This is a genomic window from Anaerobacillus alkaliphilus (genome assembly GCF_004116265.1).
In the GTDB taxonomy this organism is placed as follows: Bacteria; Bacillota; Bacilli; order Bacillales; family Anaerobacillaceae; genus Anaerobacillus; species Anaerobacillus alkaliphilus.
The window spans coordinates 35,694-55,936 of sequence record NZ_QOUX01000020.1 but is presented as its reverse complement, the minus strand read 5'-3'; the positions used below and the strand labels follow the sequence as shown (position 1 = coordinate 55,936).

Annotated in this window: 12 protein-coding genes; 2 read left to right on the top strand and 10 right to left on the bottom strand. The window is 37.8% G+C overall.

What is annotated here, in order from left to right:
- Nucleotides 1-16: 16 nt before the first annotated feature.
- From DS745_RS04985 to DS745_RS04965, 5 genes are all read right to left on the bottom strand, one after another.
- Nucleotides 17-3,487 carry a S8 family peptidase gene (locus tag DS745_RS04985; RefSeq protein WP_129077184.1) on the bottom strand — a complete coding sequence of 1,157 codons (3,471 nt, stop codon included), beginning with the start codon at nt 3,485-3,487 and terminating at the stop codon, nt 17-19.
- 211 nt (nt 3,488-3,698) lie between these two features.
- The gene (locus DS745_RS04980) at nt 3,699-5,456 is read right to left on the bottom strand and encodes a stalk domain-containing protein (protein WP_129077183.1); all 1,758 of its coding nucleotides are present in this window, start codon (nt 5,454-5,456) and stop codon (nt 3,699-3,701) included.
- Nucleotides 5,457-5,561: 105 nt separating this feature from the next.
- Complete coding sequence (locus DS745_RS04975; RefSeq protein ID WP_206662914.1) at nt 5,562-6,791, bottom strand: L,D-transpeptidase family protein; 1,230 nt, start codon at nt 6,789-6,791, stop codon at nt 5,562-5,564.
- Nucleotides 6,792-6,806: 15 nt separating this feature from the next.
- Nucleotides 6,807-7,676, bottom strand: coding sequence for a copper amine oxidase N-terminal domain-containing protein (locus DS745_RS04970; protein ID WP_206662913.1), 870 nt, complete (start codon nt 7,674-7,676; stop codon nt 6,807-6,809).
- A gap of 86 nt (nt 7,677-7,762) precedes the next feature.
- Nucleotides 7,763-9,064, bottom strand: coding sequence for a stalk domain-containing protein (locus DS745_RS04965; RefSeq protein ID WP_161568180.1), 1,302 nt, complete (start codon nt 9,062-9,064; stop codon nt 7,763-7,765).
- A gap of 234 nt (nt 9,065-9,298) precedes the next feature.
- Between DS745_RS04965 and DS745_RS04960 the strand changes: the two genes are divergently transcribed.
- Both DS745_RS04960 and DS745_RS04955 read left to right on the top strand, forming a co-directional pair.
- Complete coding sequence (locus DS745_RS04960) at nt 9,299-10,057, top strand: glycosyltransferase family 2 protein (RefSeq protein WP_129077180.1); 759 nt, start codon at nt 9,299-9,301, stop codon at nt 10,055-10,057.
- Between the two features lie 8 nt (nt 10,058-10,065).
- The gene (locus DS745_RS04955; protein ID WP_129077179.1) at nt 10,066-10,428 is read left to right on the top strand and encodes an EamA family transporter; all 363 of its coding nucleotides are present in this window, start codon (nt 10,066-10,068) and stop codon (nt 10,426-10,428) included.
- A gap of 54 nt (nt 10,429-10,482) precedes the next feature.
- Here the strand turns inward: DS745_RS04955 and DS745_RS04950 are convergent, their stop codons facing one another.
- The 5 genes from DS745_RS04950 to DS745_RS04930 form a co-directional block, all read right to left on the bottom strand.
- Nucleotides 10,483-11,922 (bottom strand): ArnT family glycosyltransferase, encoded by a 1,440-nt coding sequence (locus tag DS745_RS04950; protein ID WP_129077178.1) that lies wholly within the window; start codon nt 11,920-11,922, stop codon nt 10,483-10,485.
- Between the two features lie 259 nt (nt 11,923-12,181).
- Nucleotides 12,182-13,807, bottom strand: a complete 1,626-nt coding sequence (locus DS745_RS04945) for a stalk domain-containing protein (RefSeq protein WP_129077177.1) — start codon at nt 13,805-13,807, stop codon at nt 12,182-12,184.
- Nucleotides 13,808-13,914: 107 nt separating this feature from the next.
- Nucleotides 13,915-14,400, bottom strand: coding sequence for a VanZ family protein (locus DS745_RS04940; RefSeq protein WP_129077176.1), 486 nt, complete (start codon nt 14,398-14,400; stop codon nt 13,915-13,917).
- A 116-nt stretch (nt 14,401-14,516) separates the two neighbouring features.
- Nucleotides 14,517-17,207, bottom strand: coding sequence for a copper amine oxidase N-terminal domain-containing protein (locus tag DS745_RS04935; protein ID WP_129077175.1), 2,691 nt, complete (start codon nt 17,205-17,207; stop codon nt 14,517-14,519).
- A gap of 261 nt (nt 17,208-17,468) precedes the next feature.
- On the bottom strand, nt 17,469-20,075 hold the full coding sequence (locus tag DS745_RS04930; RefSeq protein WP_129077174.1) for an S-layer homology domain-containing protein: 2,607 nt from the start codon (nt 20,073-20,075) through the stop codon (nt 17,469-17,471).
- Nucleotides 20,076-20,243: the final 168 nt, after the last annotated feature.

Genomic DNA, 20,243 nt, shown 5'->3' with positions numbered 1-20,243 from the left:
TCTCTACCTCCTCTACTTATTTTTTCTTTACTGATAACGTATATGGACTAACGCTCGTATGACCGAAATAGTCTTTGACCCCAATAAAGTAACTACCTTTATTTAAGGTAAGCGTTAAGAATTCTGCATCGCCCGCACCGTAATAATCCACTTCTTTAATTAATCTACCAGTGTTCGTATAAATGGCTAGAACTCCATCGATATCACTTGGCATATCAAATTTGATTTCGTATGTTCCCTTAGTTTCTGCTGTAAAGCGGTAACGATTTTCAGTCTTTTTCGGATCTCCAAACGGTAGGAAGCCTTTCGTTTGCCAAGTTCCATTTGCTACTTCACTAAAAGGAATGATTACGCTGGTTTTTTCATCAACCTGAGACAAGGTTACTCGGTAAGGAGTAAGGTTTGCTGTCCCGCCGTAATAGTAATCCTTCATAATGATCACGAAATAACCACTGCCTTTTTTCGCTTTAAAAGAAGCTCGAACATCTGGACTATTATAGCCATAGAAGCTCATCGCGCCACGCTCTTCTTCTTTATCTAACTCCCCATTACCATTTCTGTCCTCAACAATAGCTACCATCGGCCAGAGTGGTTCAAATAGCTCTTTTGGAAGTGTTTCTTTCAAACGTTTTGGTACATCTCCATTTTCTACATGCAAGCCATAAACAGCATCTTTATCAGCCTTCATATAAAAGACATCCATCGTTTCAGACAATGCGAAGTTACCTGTAAATGAGTATTTAGGTAATGGTTTAGCATTCTCAAACGTATCATTTCCATAATAAGCATCTTGAGGGTTTTCAAGAATGAGCTTTGTAGCTAACGTATATGAGTCAAGGGATGGCGAATAATTATTGCTAAGTGTGATAACATATTGTTCACCTTTTTCTAGCCCTACATATACACTTTTTTCCGTCTCATCATCAACAACTGGTGGATAGTAATAGTAGTAAGAACCACTGTATGCAATTGTTGTTAAACGAGCTACGCCCTCTTCATCTTCTGTATATTTCATAACTTCCATTGATGGTTTCATTGTTTCAGTTTTATTAAAGTGAAGTTCATATATTCCTGTTTTTTCAGGAACAATCGTAAATACATCAACGTCACCACTATATTGGAAATAACCTTCAACGGCTTCATCATGGTCAAGCGGTATGGCTGCATTTAAAATTTCATAGACATAATCTTCGCCCCAATAGTAACCGCCATAGTAATAATCGTAGTAAGTTTCTTCATAAGCATTACGCTTTTGATGATACTCCTCATACTCCATTCCTTCTTCAAACATTGGCGGCATACCAAAACCAAAGTTTGGGAAACCATCTTCGTCAGGTGGAAGCACTTCAGCAACAATAGAAAGCTCATAAGGAACGTTTGCTGCGTTTAGCTTATCAGGCTTTTCACCGAACTCTTCCATATAGAAGTAATAGTAAGGATCAAAATAATAATCTGCATTACTCGTTACCTCTATGACATACTCCATACCAGGCATTGCATCAAATACAAGCACTTCGCCTTCACTTGTTCCATTATTATTTCTCTGGAACATTGGATAAGGGCCAAAGTAATCCCAAGGGTTCTCAGGTTTTGGCATGTGCATTAATTCGCTAGCATACATGTTAAATTCATCAGCCATATAAACTTTAATTGATGAATTAATACCAGGTATAGCACCAAGGCGAACTTCCACTACCTTTGCTTCTTCAACAGCAAAACTGAAGTAGTCACTATCGCCATCTTCTCCAGCTAAATAAAACTTGTTTGTTTTATATGGGAATTTATCAATTTTCTCAACATTCTCTGCATTGTTTCCGTCTTCCAATATTGAACCGTGTTTTGTAACTGTTAAAGAGTATTCGGATTTCCCTTTTTCGTCGTACTTTTCATTAGCATCCTTGACACCAATATATAAAGTACCGCTATCTTTTGCTTCATATAAAATAGCTTCCACTTTTCCTTCGCTAGCCTCATTAATTTCTATTGTTTCATTAATTCCAGCAGAGGAATATTGTAATACAAGGGTATAGTCATAGTTTTCTGGAACATCTAAGACAATCTGAGCTAGTTCACCGTAAACCATATTGAAACGCACCCAATTTTGCTGTTGCGGAACGGTAATTGTATCTGAAACAACTGCCTCAGCTTTACCACCAAATTGGAGTACCTTTGCTCTTTGAATCGCTTCTTCTTCTTTCATTGGTTGTTTCGGTACTTGCTTTACATCGTATTTAAGAGCTGCAACCGGATCAACTAATCCATATCCAAATTTCACATCGTATCCTGGAGCTCCTAAATCCTTCGCTGTTTTCTCCAAAATATATTTCACTTCATATGGTGTTAAGTTAGGGTACTTAGATAATAGTAATGAAGCGACCCCAGCGACAACTGGCGAAGCCATTGATGTCCCGCTAGCTTTAATAAAAGAAGATCGCTTATCTACATCAAATACAGGTGCATACACATCTTCTCCAGGTGCAACGATATCGACACTAGGACCATATGTAGAAAATTGTGCTAACTCCTTATTTTCATTTGTTGCTCCAACACTAATTACGCCAGGGAATGACGCTGGGTAACCCTTCATGTTGCTTCCTGAGTTACCTGCCGCAGCCACGACAACAATTCCAGCATCAATGGCTTTCTCTACAGCTTCTTCAATAATAGGAGACGGAAAGAATGAACCGAGACTCATATTAATGACATTTGCCTTCTTCTCAATCGCGTGCATGATACCTTCTGCGATTGAATAATCGTATGCACCCCATTCACGGCCAAATACATCAATTGGCAATATTTTGGCATTAGGATTAATCCCCATTCCACCAATCCCATTATTGGCTTCAGCAGCAATAATCCCTGCAACGTGAGTTCCGTGCATATCGGCCATTCCACGTTTTAACGGATTAACAGCATTATAATCCGGTAATAATTTATTTTTTAATTCTGGATGATTTTGATCTAATCCTGAATCAATAACAGCAACAACTACCTCATGTTTACCTGCTAGTTTAAGAGCTTCATTGATACGAAGTTGGCTTAAGTGATACATTGAAGTACTTTTTGGATCGTTCGTTTCTAGCTTTTGATATGGATAACTTGGTGTTACCGATTCTACGTTTGAAAGCTTTCGGTAAGCCGCTATGACGTTTTCCATCTTCTGATTGCGTTGAAGTCTGACAATATCATAGCCTAACGATGAAATACGTTTTGATAACGTCGCACCTGATCTTTGGTGCTGTTCAACAGAAATCGGTGACTTATATTTTACAATTAACGTATCCTCACTTGGTTTCAATCTTTCATCAGCTACTTGACTCATATGGACATCACGTCGATCTTCCAAGGAGAGATTCAACTTTTCTAGTACCGTTTGTTGATCCCTTTCTGGGGTTTGTTCTACAACCGCATAAGTTGGCATAAACGTACTAAATACTAGAATTAGCACTAATAATGCAGAAACTATCTTTTTGTTAGTAAACCTCATTTCTTCGCCTCCATCATCTAATTTTTCATGAAAAATAATAGAATATTCCTCAATTTCTATATTTTCCTATTACAATACTACTCTTTCCTACTAGAATGAACAAGGGGAAAATTGGAAGATAGTGTTAATAATTTTTGTGGTTTTTGGCGAAAAAAAAGAGACTGTCCCCAAAAAAGTGTCAGACACTTTTGAGACAGCCTCTTTCATATAACTATTCTACTATTTTTAATGGTATCGATAAAAGATTAATTGGTAGGTTACTACCTGATGCTGGAATAAATTGAATTGTTACTTTTTCCTCAGTTTGACCTGTTCTGTGTAATACGACTACTTCGTTTGGATCATGAAGAACCCCATTCGTTGGTGCCATTACTAGCTGACCATTCACTAAAAATGCCCCTGCATAATGACCACCTCTCGGGTTTAAAACTAGTGCCGTATTTGGCGCAACCCTTTCTAGCTGAACAGTATAAAAGACACCTCTGTTACCGAAATTCGTCTCATTATAGCCAGAGAAGTTATCTACACCAGTAACATAAGGATCTTGAGTACCATCGCCAAGAATAATTCTGCTAAGTTGGGTACCAAACACTTGAGAAACGACTAGCTCTCGATTACCGTTTTCAAATGTACCTCTTGTATGCTTACCATCACGAGTCGCATTAATACCTTGTAGGAAAGGATATGTTCGTTGAAGATCATTTTCTTCATCTAAAACAATCACTTGGAAGCTTAGCTCCTGGTCAGCGTAAACATCCGCATACAATGTCATAACGCTTTCGGTTGGAATGGCTTTTGAGCTAAGTTCGGCAACGATAAGCTCAGCATGGTCTGGCTTAATTGTAATCGTTTCAGTTTGATACTGTTGTAGTCCTGTTAAATAGTTAGCAACCGAATTTTTTCCTGTTGCTGAAACAAATCGGTTCGGTCCAAACATTCCTAAATTATTAACAGTAACCGTTGCTGTCGTATTACCATTATTTTTTGCCAATAAATAAATCTTTACTGGATTAGGTCTTGCATTCTGATGATGAATTAAAAAGCGAATATTACCTGATAAATGGTCTTGATAGTAAATTCCTTCTTGAACAATCCGCTCAGGACTATTACTTCTAACCAGCTTCATTGGTTGATGGTTTAACTGAAATGGGACAAGTAAATAATCTAAAACTGCTTCACGAACAATCGGGAATTTCTCACCAACTGGTGTGAATAAAGCATCATACTCAGGTTTGGTGTACATGACTTCTTCTTCAATAAAAATTGTTTGAGAAGCTATACTCGTATGGCCTAGCTCATTTTCAATCTGCAATGTAATGGTTTGCAGACCAGATGTGAAAAAAGCCTTTTCATTATTTGTCCAATTTACTTTTTTTATTTTACTGCCTTCAGCCACACTTAAATCAAAATATTCAATTGGTTCACCAATTTTATACTGAACTTTGTTTGTTTCAAAACTCGCTTCTAGCTTTGCTGCAGGCTTTGGTAATTCAGTATACCAAATTAATTCAACCTTGTTTTCTGATAGTTTTGGAAACACTCTCATTCCAAACATCTTCGTTACATCTCTCAAAGGAACCATCATTGTTCCTTTCGTTGTGTAAGGCACTGTTTTATCAGTAAAGCTAAGTTGCTTGCCGTTAAAACGATATTGCTTTTCATTTGCTGCTAACTGCAAGCTGGTTGTCTCATTAGAAAATGTGTACTGTTTAGTATCTCGATTATAAGATACTTTGTATCCAAGTCGGTCCGCTAATGCTCTAATTGATATAAATGTTACGCCTTTGTTAACCACATGTGGTGCGCCTGATAAATATACAGCGCCATTATGGTATAGCTGTCTCGTATTTAATATCAATGTTACTTTGTTTTCCTTCAATGTTTCTGCCGTAGCCCCTCCGCCTTCCGGGAAGCTCCAAATAGATACTACTAATAAAACGATCAATGCTGACTTCAATAACTTGTTCATACGATGCACCTCAATCTAGTATTTCTTACTTGTTCACCCATATTTTACTAGAATAGTTAATAAGGTGCAATGAGCAATCTGATAGATGAGGATAGACCTCACCTATCACATGATTGTAACTAGCTGCAGTGTAGGATCCCAATGAATGGGGACGTTAAAGGTTTCTGAGATAAACCTTGCTGGGATAAATGTTGTACCGGCGATAATTTCTGCCGGTACAGCTAGGTTAATAGCGACTTGATTTACAAAAACAATTGATTCGTTTAGGTAAAGTGTGATGTTTCGATCACCTTTTTGAGCATAAATGACAGCTTCTTCTTGATTCCAAGTTACCTGCGCGCCTAACTCTTGGAAGATTCCCCTTAATGGAACCATTGCTGTACCACCTCTTAAGTAGGCTCTTTGTTCAAATGGGTTTAACTTTCCATTTATTTTAAGATCCACTGAAGTCGCAACCACTGGGGCCGTCTCTGTTTCGATGGCAATGACACGCTTTTCGTTATCCCAGTTTATTTTTGCCCCTAAGGCTTCGCTCACAAACCGAATTGGGACATACGTTGAACCATTATAAACTTCCGCTGGTACATCTAAAATCGTTTCTTGGCCATTAATGTATGCCTTAGTTGAACCAATTGTTAGTTTTATATTTCGATCACCTCTAATTGCAGTGACCGATTGTGTTTTTTGATCCCAGGTAACTTTCGCTCCTAGCGATGAAAAAATTGCCCGTAACGGAACTAATACACGGTTATTAACTGACTTAGGCGAATTCTCTAATGATAACAGCTCTCCATTTACAAACACTTCAATTGGTTGTCGTAGCTCATATCCTACTTTTCTAGCAGCCTCTTCAAAATCAGCGCTGAAGTGACCAATGTTTACCGGAGTATATAAATTCAATTGGTCAAAAAGCCAATGTACATCTTCATTATGCATACGAACACAGCCTGCACTCACATATTTCCCAATGGAGTCAGGGTTATTATTACCATGAATGGCGTATGTCGTGCCGTATGTGCCTCTTGCATCTAAGCCTAACCAGCGGTCTCCTAAAGGATTTCTTGGATCCCCACCTGGAATTCCATCTTTATAATAAGGACGGTTTTTTATTTTATTTACTATCGTAAAAGAACCTTCAGGTGTCAATGAGTCGCTTCTTCCAGTGGCAACGGCAAAAGTGCGGACTAATTCACCATTATTAAAATAGCCTAATTGATTTGTAGATTTATTGATGATAATTAATTGCCCTTGCCCTTGACTTGCCAGCGCTCCTTCGTAAGGAAATACACATACAAGAAGACTAATTAGAAACGCTAAAATAACACCCTTTCTCAACAAAGGTCCCTCCCCTTAGTAGATACGGTCAACCCGCCAACCATTTTCAATGTTTAGTAATATATATTCATGGTTTTTAATCGTAACCCCCATCGGTCCTTCATTGACTCTGGGATCATCTCGAAATCGAAACATAATTTCGCTTTGATCTTTTCTATACTCAAAATTTAATGTCTCCGATAGAAAAGGCTCATTTATTAGAAAATTAAACAGGTAACCTGTATGTGTGTACCACTCACTAAAGTGAGAACTCTCGTAAAATGGCTTCCAATATTCTTGAATATATGAATCTGTGTAATAGTTAGTTAGTTTTGGCTCTATACTAGAAAATGGTTTTTTCGCACCATGAAAAAGTTCACTTTCCATTTCTTTATGAAGAATACGTAACGTACTCATTTCTATTTGAAAGATTGTATTTAGAATGACATCGATGTCCGATTTAACTGTGGTAATATAAACGTTTTGCGCGTTCCCATCCCACTCCACTTTCCCCCCTAGCGCTTGTGTCACAAAGCGTAACGGGACAAGGGTTCGTCCATTCACTATTTTTGCTGGAACGTCTAATCTCACTGCTTCTCCATTAATGATTGCTTGATTTGAGTTCACTTTCAGTACCACCGTTATACGATGCTTTTTTGCGGTGATTGTGTTAGTACTTGCATTCCAGTGGATAGTAGCACCAAGCTTCTCAAAAACATGACGCATTGGAACGAGCGTGCGTCCATTCTCTATAATTGGGTCTTGATCAAAATACAGCTGTTGTCGATCAATGAAAACTGACACTCTTTCGTTTGCTGCTACAGGGTTGGCCATTGGTAAGATTAATACTGCTAGCATGAAAAATGGGACTACTAATGCGACGACTTGTTTCAACGTTTGCTTCATACATCTCCACCCTTTTCACAAATATAGTAAGTTCTACACATATTAGAAAATGTATGAAACGTTTTGATTATTTAGACCTAAAATGACTATGGCGTTACATAATTTTGTGTGAAGTATGGACGGTTTTCCTGAAAGGCTACTCCTATGCCAATTTGTCGAAATTGAGGATTTAGGATATTTCTCCGATGCCCATAGGAATTCATCAATCCTTCATGAGCAAAAATCGCACTAAACTGTCCAACAGCTAGGTTTTCACCCGCATATCGATAATTTTGGCCCCCTTCTTTTAAGCGGTCAAAGGGTGACTTGCCCTGAAGGTTATAATGATCAAAGTAGTCATGGCGCGCCATATCATCACTGTGTGCTTTGGCTATTCTAGCTGCTAGTTCATTCCATTGAAGTGGGGGTACCTGATTTTTTACTCTTGTTGCATTAACCAGATGATACATTTGCTTTTCGTAGGCAATTCGTAATGTCTCATTTCCTAGTCCATAATACCCCTGCAACGAAAGTTCATAATCTTTGCTAACCATATGAACAGCTGTTACTTTTCGTTGATCATATATATCGTAAAAGAACGTTGTATAATATTTTCCATCTAAAAGATATAAGTCCCAATCTTCTCTTGAGTGATAGTTATAGCTTCGCGAACCTCTAATAATTGAAGTAATTGGCGTTCCAAAGGCTTTTTGAACATCTTCTTTCGTTGAGTTAATCGTGATTGATCCAATTTTAAATTGATCGTTATTTGAATAAAAACCAACAACTTCCCCTTGATTCATACCGATTTGGAGATAGTTCTGATAATTTTGGTGATAGACAAACCAATCAAACGGATATTGACTTGGTAAGCGATCTTGGTGAAATCCAAGTTTAGTTGTAACGTCTGTCACTGGATCTCCGATTTGGATACCGGCAATTGAATAAGTAAGAGCATCTTCTTGTGAGAGTGACGGATTGTTTTTACAAGTACAGATCTCGGCTGTAGTAATTGAAGGATACCAGGTAACCTCAAAGTTCATAGCTTCTGCTACAAAGCGTAAAGGAACGTAAGCGCGATTATTGAAAATCTTTGGTGCCACGATAAGACTGATGGGCATTCCATTTAAGAAGGCTATCTTTTGTTTTATCGTTAGTAAAATCTCATTTCCTTCTGATACGATGGTTATTTTGTTTGTCAGACTATCCCAAGTAACAGTTGCTCCTAACATTTCAAAAGCATCTCTTAGAGGAACCATAATTCTCCCATTTACTAGGACTGGTTCTGAAGAATAATACTGTGGTTCGCCATCAATGGTTACTGAAATTTGGTTAGATGCTGTTACGTGAACGGTATTCATTATTAATAAAACGAATGCTAAAAAAACAATCACAGGTTTTCTTTTCACGCGCACCACCCTTTTCCAATTTATTACTCTTTTTAAATTACGACGGTTACTTTTTAACTCCTCTAGGAACTTCTCGTCAAATAGCGCAGTCTCTTCCCTTCCTTCGGTTCTTACTGACATTTTTCGGGCGTACATTTCAGCATTTGCTAGCGGTATAATTTCTCGATGTTAAGTTCAGACTCTTAGTAAGGGATTTTTTTCTAAAAATACTTTTATAGGGTGATCGACATGAGCATGGAACGGAGAGTAGTTGTGGGCTTACCGGCTTATAATGAAGAAAATGGTTTGCCTAAATTACTTGATAAGATGATCGCTTTAAAGGACCAGGTGCCTGAATCGTTTTCTATACTGATCGTAAATGACGGTAGTTCAGATCAAACTGAAGAAGTCTTGAAAAGCTATGCTAAACAATACCCTTTTGTCCAATACATCAACCACGACGTAAACAAAGGCTTAGGGAAAGCTATGCAAACCTTATTTCAACATGCTGTTGAGACATTTGCTGATCAGGATATCTTGATTACACTTGATGCTGATAACACTCATAATCCTGCTATCATTCCTGGGCTAGTAAAAAAATTAGATGATGAGGACCTTGACGTAGTGATCGCTTCCCGGTTTACGAAGGGTGGAAAAGAAATTGGACTTTCAGCCATTCGCAAGGTGTATAGTCGTGGTGCGAAGCTTTTTTTGAAAACATTCTATCCGATACCTTATGTAAATGATTATTCTTGTGGGTATCGCGCTTATCGGCTCGGCTATCTGAAAAAGGCTTATCAAATATACGGCGGAAAGCTAATTACGACAAATGGGTTTGAATGCATGGTGGAGATTTTGGCTCGCTTTAGCAAAATAGGTGTTCATGCGGGAGAATTTCCATTGCGTCTTGAGTACCACCTAAAAGAAGGGGACAGCAAACTACCTGTCGTAAAAACGATTGTTGGCTATTTTAAGTTATTAAAGAAAGTTAAAAAACCACCTCTCTTAGAATAGGAGTATCCATGAATAAATTAGTTCTTATTATTGTTTCTGTTTTACTAGGTTCGATTGGACAAGTTATTTTAAAAATTGGGGCCAATAAACTAGGCACGCTCGCTTTACATCCACAAACGCTTATTACCGATCTAATTCGAATGGTCCGTGTACCAGAGATTATTATCGGGCTACTCTTTTTTGGCTCCAGTTTCGTTCTCTGGGTAAAGGTTTTGACCAAATTCGACTTAAGCTACGCTTATCCCATGGTCAGTCTTGGTTACATCAACGTCGTCGTTTTATCTTATTTTCTATTTAAAGAGCCTTTTACGACTGCAAAAATTGCTGGTATTGCCTTTATCATAGTCGGAGTAATTATCCTAAACAGATAAAAGAGACTATCCAAGTTGCTTATTAGAATGAGCACCTCGGATAGTCTCTTGTTATTATTGTAATTTGTAAAACGTAAATTTCCCCGCTTCTATTGTTTCAAAGTTTTCTTCAAGATACGTTTTAAACCTTGCTCCTTCATCTGCATAAATATAGCCACCTGCTGGAACAAAATATTTCGCACCTTTACCTGTTAAAATCTCAAGCCTTAGCTTCCAGGTTTCAAAATCTTTTCTGTCACTTGGAAGATGGAAACGCCATCCCTTTCTTTCACTAGCATTGAGGAGTTCAGGACCAAGTGTAGCAATAATAATTAAATCATCCTTATCGGTCAACGTTTTGACAACCTCGGCCTGGCCTAAGACATTATCATTTAATTCAAACCGGGGCAATACCTGATAATAATTCCAGGACCCAAATAACAATAGAAACACGGCGACAGTAACCATACCAACTTTTTTATTAGAAATGCTCACTAATACCTTCGCTGAAAGAATTGCCATTAATGGTGTAATAAATACAAGGTAATAGTTAAAGCGAATGATCGATACGATAAGTAACACTTCTATAATCATCGCAATCGCCCAAACTCCAATTGGATATTCACGCTTCCATTTGATTACGAATAAACCGACGAAAAATAAAGTGATCCCAACCCAGGTTAAAGATTCCGGCATCTTTGTGGTGAAAAATCGCTGGGCTTCCTCAGTGAAGATCGCAAAACCAGCTTTCGGAATGATATGCTTTGATGCAATTCCTGACACAAATGCCTTAGTAGAGATTGTTTCAAGCCATTTAAAGTAAGCGAATGGAGGTAATAGTGAAACGACTGCAAAGAAATAGAGTTGCCACACTTTAAAGACCTTCTCTTTATATTTTACAACTGCCATTACTAGCATTGGAATACCAACAAAGACAGCTGGAACCTTTAGAGAAATTGCCAATGCTGTAAATAGGGCAGCTGCTATGATTGACGAATTTTTTGATTTTCTAATCCAACTGTCAAAGTAGTAAAAAGCCCCTATGTAAAAGAATAAAGCTGCTGTTTCGGGCATTACTGCTCTTGAGAAATATAGATTTAGTGGATACACACCATAAAGAAATGTGGCCATAATTGCTGCAAGTTGTCCGTAATATCTTTTGGCAATGAGGTACAGATATACAGCCGACCCCATAAAGAATAAAACTGGTACAAATCTTGCTATTTCGTAATGGTACCCAAAAAACTTATATAGGATGGCAATTATAAACGTAACGAGCTGGAATTCTAGTTGAACATAATTCGGTGCTGGGCCGTCATAATTTAATTGCGGGTAAAAGATATTAAACTTCCCATCAAGGAAATTCCTCGCCATCGATTCTGTATCACTTTGTCTCCACATCTCATAGCGTTCAAAAGGCGGATTGTCAATATAAGGAAGACGAAGGATAAATAATAAAATAAAAACAAAGACCGTTATGTACGTAAGTTTTTTTTGCGCACTAATTCCTACCACCCCCTCTCTTCTTTATTATCCATAAAGAGAGAGAAATATTCATTGAGGGGTGCCTGTCACCACCCGACTTTTGTCGGGTGGTGACAGGCACCCCTCGGAATTTGTCGAATCAGAAAAGCTGCATTCCCAACCAAAGAATGCAGCTTAGTAAGGTTGACTTAGCAACCGAAATCTTATCGCAAATTTATTATACGACAATTTGTCGAAGTTTGTCGATATATGTTTGTTTTCCACTTATGCTAATATATGGACCAATTCCCTACTTTAGAACTAAGGTATGACCTATTCCCCAATCAAAGCTATCAGATATCGTATCTGCTAGAAACCTCGTTGGTAAATAGGTAGTACCATTCATAATGAAAGGGGCGCTATCTAGAACAAGTTTTTTACCATTTACTTCAGCTGTTTTGGAGTCGATTGTCAGTTTTATTTCAAAACCCTGTTTACTAGCTTTTATTACACCACCATCTTTATTGAAGTTCACTGCAAACTCATAGTGCTCCGATATAGCACGAAAAGGTAAGAACAACCGGCTGTCTCGGAAAAGGAGTAAGTCATTAATATGCGGGACCATGATTTGGTCAAGCACCAACTTATAATCTTCTTGCTTAACAGTCACTTCCTTTACCTTTTCTGTTAAGAGAGGAATTGTATCCATATGCATGTATAGTCTCCCCTGGTAGGTAAATACTTGCTGATCCAAGACTTGGCTTTTCCCATTAACTACTAGCTCGCGATCCACATATGTAATCTTTATTGGTACACTGTATTTTTCATTATTAGCTTTGCGTGCAGCTATCGCTTTCTTTACTAGCTTTTGGGTATCGACATATCTACCTGTTGGATCCCCTCTTAATATTACAGTAATATATTGGTTGCTGTCTTTCTCTGCCACACTTACCAATGTATGTCGAGAAGCACTAGTATAGCCCGTCTTTCCTCCAATAATATTAGGAGCGTAATTAGGCCGATCTTTTCTCACCTGTTGATTTGTCGCTTCCCATGTTCTTGTAACCGTAGTACCACTACTATTCTTATAGGTAGCTCGGTAGCTTGGAACTGAGATAAACTGTAAGAATTGTGGGTGTTTCGTAGCAGCATATGTAATTTTCGCTAAATCTATGGCTGTCGTATACTGGTTTGGATCATGATAACCATGTGAATTAACAAAATTTGTGTTTGTTGCCCCTAACTCCTTCGCTTTCTGATTCATCAATTGGGCAAATTCTCGTTCCGACCCTGCAATATGAACAGCTACAGCCACTGCAGCGTCATTTCCAGACGGAACCATCATGGCAAATAGTAACTGTTCTAGCGTCATTACATCTCCAGGACGGACATTTGCTCTAGAGCTGTCGGAAGGAATATTTCGAACATCCTGACTTATTTTTACGTTTTCTTTTAGATCACTTTTTTCTAAGGCAACTAACGCTGTCATAATTTTAGTGGTGCTTGCAGGATAGTGCTTTTCATTGCCATTTTTCGAGAACATAATGTTTGAAGGATCGTTTTCAATAATAGCTCCGGCTCCGGCTTGGATGCTCTCTTGAAATGTTGGTAAAATTAGTGTTTGTACTTTTTTAGGTAAAGGTCTGGTAACTTCGATAAAGTTAGTTTGCTTTACATTCGGTACTAGATGTACATCAATCTTTTCATCTAGTAACCTCACACTGCCGTTTAACAGTTTTAACAAATCTACTAATGGAAAGTAATCTCGACCATGAATTGTGAGCATATCATGCTCTGCCAGGATTTCTTGGTTTTCATACTGAATAAAAAACGGTTTTACATAAGCATCGAGTGTCTTTGAAGTTGTCGCTTGTCCATAACTAGGTAATGTTGTAATGAATAAAACGATAAATAACATAACTATTTTTTTCTGCAACGAAATCCCCCCTGAGCTGAATGTCTGTAATATATATGAAAACAGCTCATAGGGTATGTCAAAAAAAGTGTCAGGCACCGATGTGGTGCTCTGACACTTAACTTTTTCTAGCGCTCTCTTATTTTTTGTAAAAATAACGCTGTGGAAATTCCTAGAAGACCACCGACTGTATCTAAGATGACATCTTCTATTAATCCAGTTCTGTTAGGGTGATGAAAATGGCGAAACTCATCAATAGAGGCAAAAGCTATAATAAATAATAGAGTTAAAAAGAACTGTGGCACTGCTTTTATTTTGAAAAGCTTAAGCACTCTAAAAATCAAAAATCCCAATACAAAGAAAACAAAAACATGAGCACCTTTGCGCAAGAAAAATTCTACAAAACCTGTTACACCTCTATTCTCAATACTTATAACAGTATTTGAATAGGTAAAGGAAACCCAAGAAAACCAACGCTCAACAAAGCTTAAATCCATCTCTCCCAATATCGGGCGTAAATCCTGCTGTTCATATGGCTGGGATGAAGCAAAATATATCATACCGATCCATACGATCGGTGGAAGAATCGTCAATACTAACTCTTTTACTCTCAATGGGGCACCTCGTTCTAATCTAATAAAGTCTATTATAGCCTACTTTTTCTTTCTACTACAGGAATTTACCTAAAAAAGTAAAAAGAGTACCTCCAATTTGGAAGTACTCTCTACTATTAATTGTTAGCTAACGTAATCGAACTAGATGGAGCTGATAAGGAATTCTTAGTAGCATTCGTACCATCGGCTACCGATAGTATAAAGATATTATAAGCTACCCCATTTGTAATTAGGTTACCTCTCACATCCCGCGCTGTCGATGGTAGAGTAATTTTTAAGTTACTGCCAGTTTTATCTACTCTTGTGTAATTGGCCACTGGAACAGCATTTGCCTGATCTAACGTAAAGTTTGCCGTTTCATGAGAGCGAACAACCAATACCGTATAATACGAGATTGGGGTTTCGTTTGCTGCTTTCAGGAAGTTCACTTCTATATCTTGACCGTTTCCATTGTTTCCAATATCAAATACGGTAATTCCTGTCGCAACATCGACACCTGGATTTGATAGTATAATCTCACTAGAAGGTTGGGAAAGTGTATTACGGTCACCGCTAACGTTTGATACTGCTAATACGAACACTTTATATGGCTCACTTGGTCGGATTAAATTCCCATGAATATCCCTTGTAGTTGACGCTAATCGTTGCGTAATGTTCGAGCCTGTTTTTGTCACTCTTGTGTAGTTATTTGAGTGAACATTGTTTGCTGCAATTAGATTGAAGGAATTTGCTTGATCAGTTTTAACAACCATAATTCGATACTCTTGGAGTGTTGACTCGTTTGGTAATTTGTTAAACTTTACTTGCATATCACTACCATCACCAGCATTTGCTATATCCTCCGCTACTACATTAGACACGGTATCAACGACTGTATTATTGGTTAGTCGGATCGTTTGAGACGCACTTGAAAGAGCATTGGCAGTGTTTCCTCCTGCTGAAACAGATAAGACAAACACTTTATAATCTACGCCTTCACGGATTAAGTCTCCATAAGCATCGGTACTAGTTGACGATAAAGTTCTTGTGATATTTGAGCCAGTTTTTGCAACATAGGTATAGTTGTTAGAAGAAACGTTATTGGCAATTGCTAAGGTAAACGCATTTGCCTGCGCAGCTTTTACAACCATAATCCGATATTCTTGGATCATCGTCTCGTCTGATACTCTGTTAAAACTAACTTGTAGATCTCTACCGTCACTAAAGTTACTGACATCCGAGACTTGAAGATTTGTAACTGGTATAGCTTGGAAATTCTCCGTTAAAGTAACTGTATTTGACGAATACGATAACGAATTGTAATAGCTATTAGCAGCACCACCATATGAAAAAACAAATACGCGATATGAACGATTGGATTCAATCTGTCTACCGTTCACATCACTGGCATATGAAGGTAGTGTCGTACGAATATTAAATCCAGTCTTGCCTACAACTGTGTATTGGTTCGACGTGAGATTGTTGGCTCTAGAAATATTAAAGTTACCTGCTTCATTTGTCGGTACAACCATTATTCTGTACTCACTAACTCTTGATTCATTTCGAGGAATTGAAAAGCTAACCTCAAGGTCACGTCCGTCACCATAGTCACCAGCATCACGCACCTCAACACCAGTTACTCTAATCTCTTCAGGGTTTGTTGATAAACGAATTTCGTTGGATTGTCTAGATAAAGAGCTTCCATAGCCACTTCCAGGACTTCCAACAGCTAAGATAAATACTCGATAGGCAGTATTTGTTTCGATAAATCTTCCTTGGTGGTCTCTGGTTTGAAATTGTAATGTCTCTTTGATATTTGTTCCTCGTCTTGGAATAACCGTATAATTGGATGAAGGGAGTTCCATTGCACTGGTTAGATTAAAAGAGTTTGCCTCATTTGCTCTAACTATAATCGCACGGTACTCTAGTAGATAGCTTTCATCTGATAATCTAGTAAAATCTACTTCAATATCACGAGCATCACCATAGTCGCTAACATCATTTACTGAAAGGTTAGTGATTTGTGGTAAGGTTCTTGAAGTATTTAAGGTAACAGAGTTAGAGCTTCTTTCCAAAGTATTAACAGAACCATTTCTTCCTACTGTTAAAATAAATGCAGTATAAGATACCCCACTTTGTATATATGCTCCGTCAGTATCCATTGTATAACTGTTCAACGTTCGTTTGATATTTTTACCCTCTTTAGCAACATAAGTGTAGTAATTACTAGAGGTTTGATTAGCATTACTTAATGTAAAAGAATTTGCTTTCGACGTTTTCACCATCATAATGCGGTAATGATCAACAAGAGCTTCATTCTGTGCTTTGTTAAAGCTGACTTCTATATCGCGCCCATCCCCAAAATTGTTGACATCTTTTACTGTCACATTGCTTGAGTACTTCCTTGTTATTACCACTTCTCTTCGACTAGCATTGTACTTTACGTCGTCCCCTAATGCCTCACTTACGAAACGCACAGGAACCAGAGTTCTGCCGTTTACTGTTTGGGCGGGTACATCAAGGATCTTTACTTCATTGTTAACAATCGCCCGATTTGAACCTAAAGTTAGGATAACTGTTGTGTTGTCTCTTGTTCCAATTACCTGTTTTGTAGCCGACACATATGATACCTTAGCATCTAATGCCTCAAAGATGGCCCTAACCGGTACTAACGTTCTTCCATCAACGATGATTGGTGCCTGATCCGAACTAATAGGTACACCATCAACAATAATCTTAATTGGCTGAGTATTTGCACCTACATAACTTGGTAAAGCAAGCAAAAGCACTAATAGGACCACGACCGTTTGCTTTAATTTTGTAACCACTTTTCTACCTCCTTAGAGTAGGAATAATTTTACACTTTATAATAATAATTCGCTTTAGATGAATAAATCACCTCTTTTATTAGGGTATTTTTGGGATGATCGATTGAGTACAGAAATTTGGTGTAGGGTTTAGATTACTTAGAGTGCAATTATGGAAATTATTAACTACATATTATTAGACGTTAGTGTAGAGGAATGGTTTCAAGGAATAACCGAAAAATAAAAAGAGCCACCCAAACGGGTAGCTCTTTTATGTGTATATTATTTAGTTGCAGTAACTTTTACTCCAGCTCTTACTTTAATGTTGTTTGCATCAGTTAAATCACCAGTTGATAATGTCTCAACAGTAATTGTTTGAGATGCATTAAAGTTAGTGTCAGTAGTATTTGTAAAAGTAATTACAAGTTGTTTGTTACCGCTGTTTGGAACAACTGTAGTAGTTGCTACACCAGAACCAGCAACAACAGTGTTAGAACCAGAAGTAATCTTATAGTTAAGTAATACAGCAGCGATGTTTGCATCAGCAGCAGTAGCTGGGTCTAACGCCTCATCAAATGTTAAGTAAATTGAGTTACCAATTACTTGAGCCGCAGTTAGTGTAGGAGCAGTATTGTCCTCAATAGCTACTGTACGAACAGCAGTATTAAGCATTGCACCGTTTACAGCCTTAACATTTGCTACAGTAAATACAGCTGTGTCATCATTTGCTTTCACAGAGTCTACAGATGGTAGGGTAATTGTAGCAACTTCTCTGTTTGCGCTTAAAGTAATTGTAGTACCTTCTGGTAAAGCTAAACCGTTTAGTGTATAGCTACTTAATGCTGTAGCAGAGTTTAACACCGCTCCACCTAATACTGGAGTACCAAAGTTTACTTGGATAACATTTTTAGTTCCACTTGGGTTAGTAACTGCATTATTCGCTAAAGTGAATGTTGAAGGAGCAGCTGCACCAGCACCAAAATCAAAGTTATAAGTGAATGCATCAGATCTATTTGGTGTTTCTGCTCTGTCGCTTACTAAGCTTCCAGCGAAGTTAAAAGTATATGTTCCAGTTAATTTCCCAGGAGTAGCAACAGTGTATTTAACTTTTTTGTCGCCAGCAGTCACTGCGTCAGAAGTTAAACCGCCAAGTAAGCTAGTTACTAATACACCATTTTGATCGATTACAGTTGGAGCTGCTAGAGTACCTGCATTTGCAGCAGCTAAACCTTCGCTAAAATCAACAACTAACTTAGTAACATTACCATTAGCATCTCTTTCAACAGAGAAGCCTTGAGCAGCAGGTTTCACAGTATCTTTTGTTAATGTAACAGAAGTAGTAGTAGCTGTTAATTTATTTCCTAGAGAATCTTCAATTGAATTTGGTAAAACCACATAAAGAGTTCTTGTGTTTGTATTAGCGAATAAATTTTCAGTAACCGAGATCAAGAATTGTTTATTTCCAGAATTCGGAACAAGAGTTGCTGTTAAACTAGTTACACCAGCTAATGATTCATTCTTAACTACACCGTTTTGTAAAGCAGACGTAACAGAGTTTACATTCATTGCTTTAGAGAAAGTAACTAAGATTTGCTTGTCACTTTGAGCTGAAAGTGTAGCTGTTGGTAATTCTTTATCAACTACTGGTGTAAATGTTTTTGAAGTATATGCAGTGATATTTGCTGTTGTAGCTTTATCAGTTAAGTTAATAATTTCAACAGTGTGTGCTTTAGTAGCGTCTAATGAAAGTCCAGTAACAGTTGCTGTATCAGACCCATTGAAATTGATGCTTACATTTGCACCATTTACCTTTAATACTGCAGCAAGAATTGGCTCACTAGCTTTAATCGTTAAAGTTGAAGCAGTGTTTCCAGAAGTAACAGACTCAACACTTACGATTTCAGGTTTCACTTCATCTTTATAGCTAAATACTGTAGTATAAAGTTTAGTGCTTACTAAAGAGTCTTTGGCAGTAGTAACTGGTTGAACTGTAAGTACTCTGTTAGAAACCTCTACATCAGAAGCATTAGTGAATGTTAATGTAACACTCTTCTTATCAGAGTTCAAAGCAACTCCAGATGGATTAACTCCGTTAATTGAATAGTTAGCAAGTATTCTAGCAGAACTTTCATTCACTTCTACATTGAAGTTAACAACAACTTGAGTAGCATTCTTAGCTTCTACTTTTGTAACTACCGCTTCACCAATTTTAGCATCTTCAATTCTCTTGATTTCAGCTTTAACGTTCTCTTGAACTAATTCACTTCTGTATAAGAAAGTAGCGAATTGAGCACGAGTAACTGTTCCAGTTGGATTGAAAGTAGTAGCTGTAGCACCAGTTGTTAAACCAGCTTGGTAAACAGCTTTAACAGCTTCAGTGTAGTATTTACCTTCAATATCAGTGAAAGGTACTTCTACTTCTGGATCTACTGTTAACTTAAGAGCACGTTGTAATAATACAGCCATGTCTCCGCGAGTTAATTTATCGTTTGGAGCGAATGTAGAAGCTGTTTTACCAGTAATAACACCTAGCTCAACTGCTTTTGCAATTGCATCAGTGTAGTATTGACCAGCAGGTACGTCAGTAAAAGCAGGAGCTGCTACATCTTTAGTTTCCCATAATAATGAACGAGAGAATAAAACTGCTGCATCGCGACGAAGTAATTCGTTAGTTGTTCCGAATTTACCTCCACCGATACCGTTGATCATTTCTGCAGCTGCCATTTGAGTTACAGCCTCAGTGTAGTATTGACCAGCTACCACGTCAGAAAACGTTGGAGCTGCAGCTTCTACGCTAGTAGGAGCTAGTGGTGCTGCAACTGTAGCCACCATTGCTGCTGCTACTGATGCTGTTAAAAATTTGCGATAAGACTTTGGTTGATAAGCCATTTAAATATTTCCTCCCTTGAATATGTACAGTTACTGTACGAATATATTTCTAATTTGGTTGTCTACAAAACTACTAATTCGAAGTGCCGACTATTAATCTAGTTAACTCTCTTTTCGAATAGCTTCGCCTCCCCAAATTAGTTAAGTCCAATTTTACCTGCAAGATTA

Coding starts and splice junctions, on each gene's coding strand:
- DS745_RS04985 (WP_129077184.1), bottom strand. CDS start 3,487: ATGAGGTTTACTAACAAAAAGATAGTTTCTGCATTATTAGTGCTAATT.
- DS745_RS04980 (WP_129077183.1), bottom strand. CDS start 5,456: ATGAACAAGTTATTGAAGTCAGCATTGATCGTTTTATTAGTAGTATCT.
- DS745_RS04970 (WP_206662913.1), bottom strand. CDS start 7,676: ATGAAGCAAACGTTGAAACAAGTCGTCGCATTAGTAGTCCCATTTTTC.
- DS745_RS04960 (WP_129077180.1), top strand. CDS start 9,299: ATGGAACGGAGAGTAGTTGTGGGCTTACCGGCTTATAATGAAGAAAAT.
- DS745_RS04955 (WP_129077179.1), top strand. CDS start 10,066: ATGAATAAATTAGTTCTTATTATTGTTTCTGTTTTACTAGGTTCGATT.
- DS745_RS04930 (WP_129077174.1), bottom strand. CDS start 20,075: ATGGCTTATCAACCAAAGTCTTATCGCAAATTTTTAACAGCATCAGTA.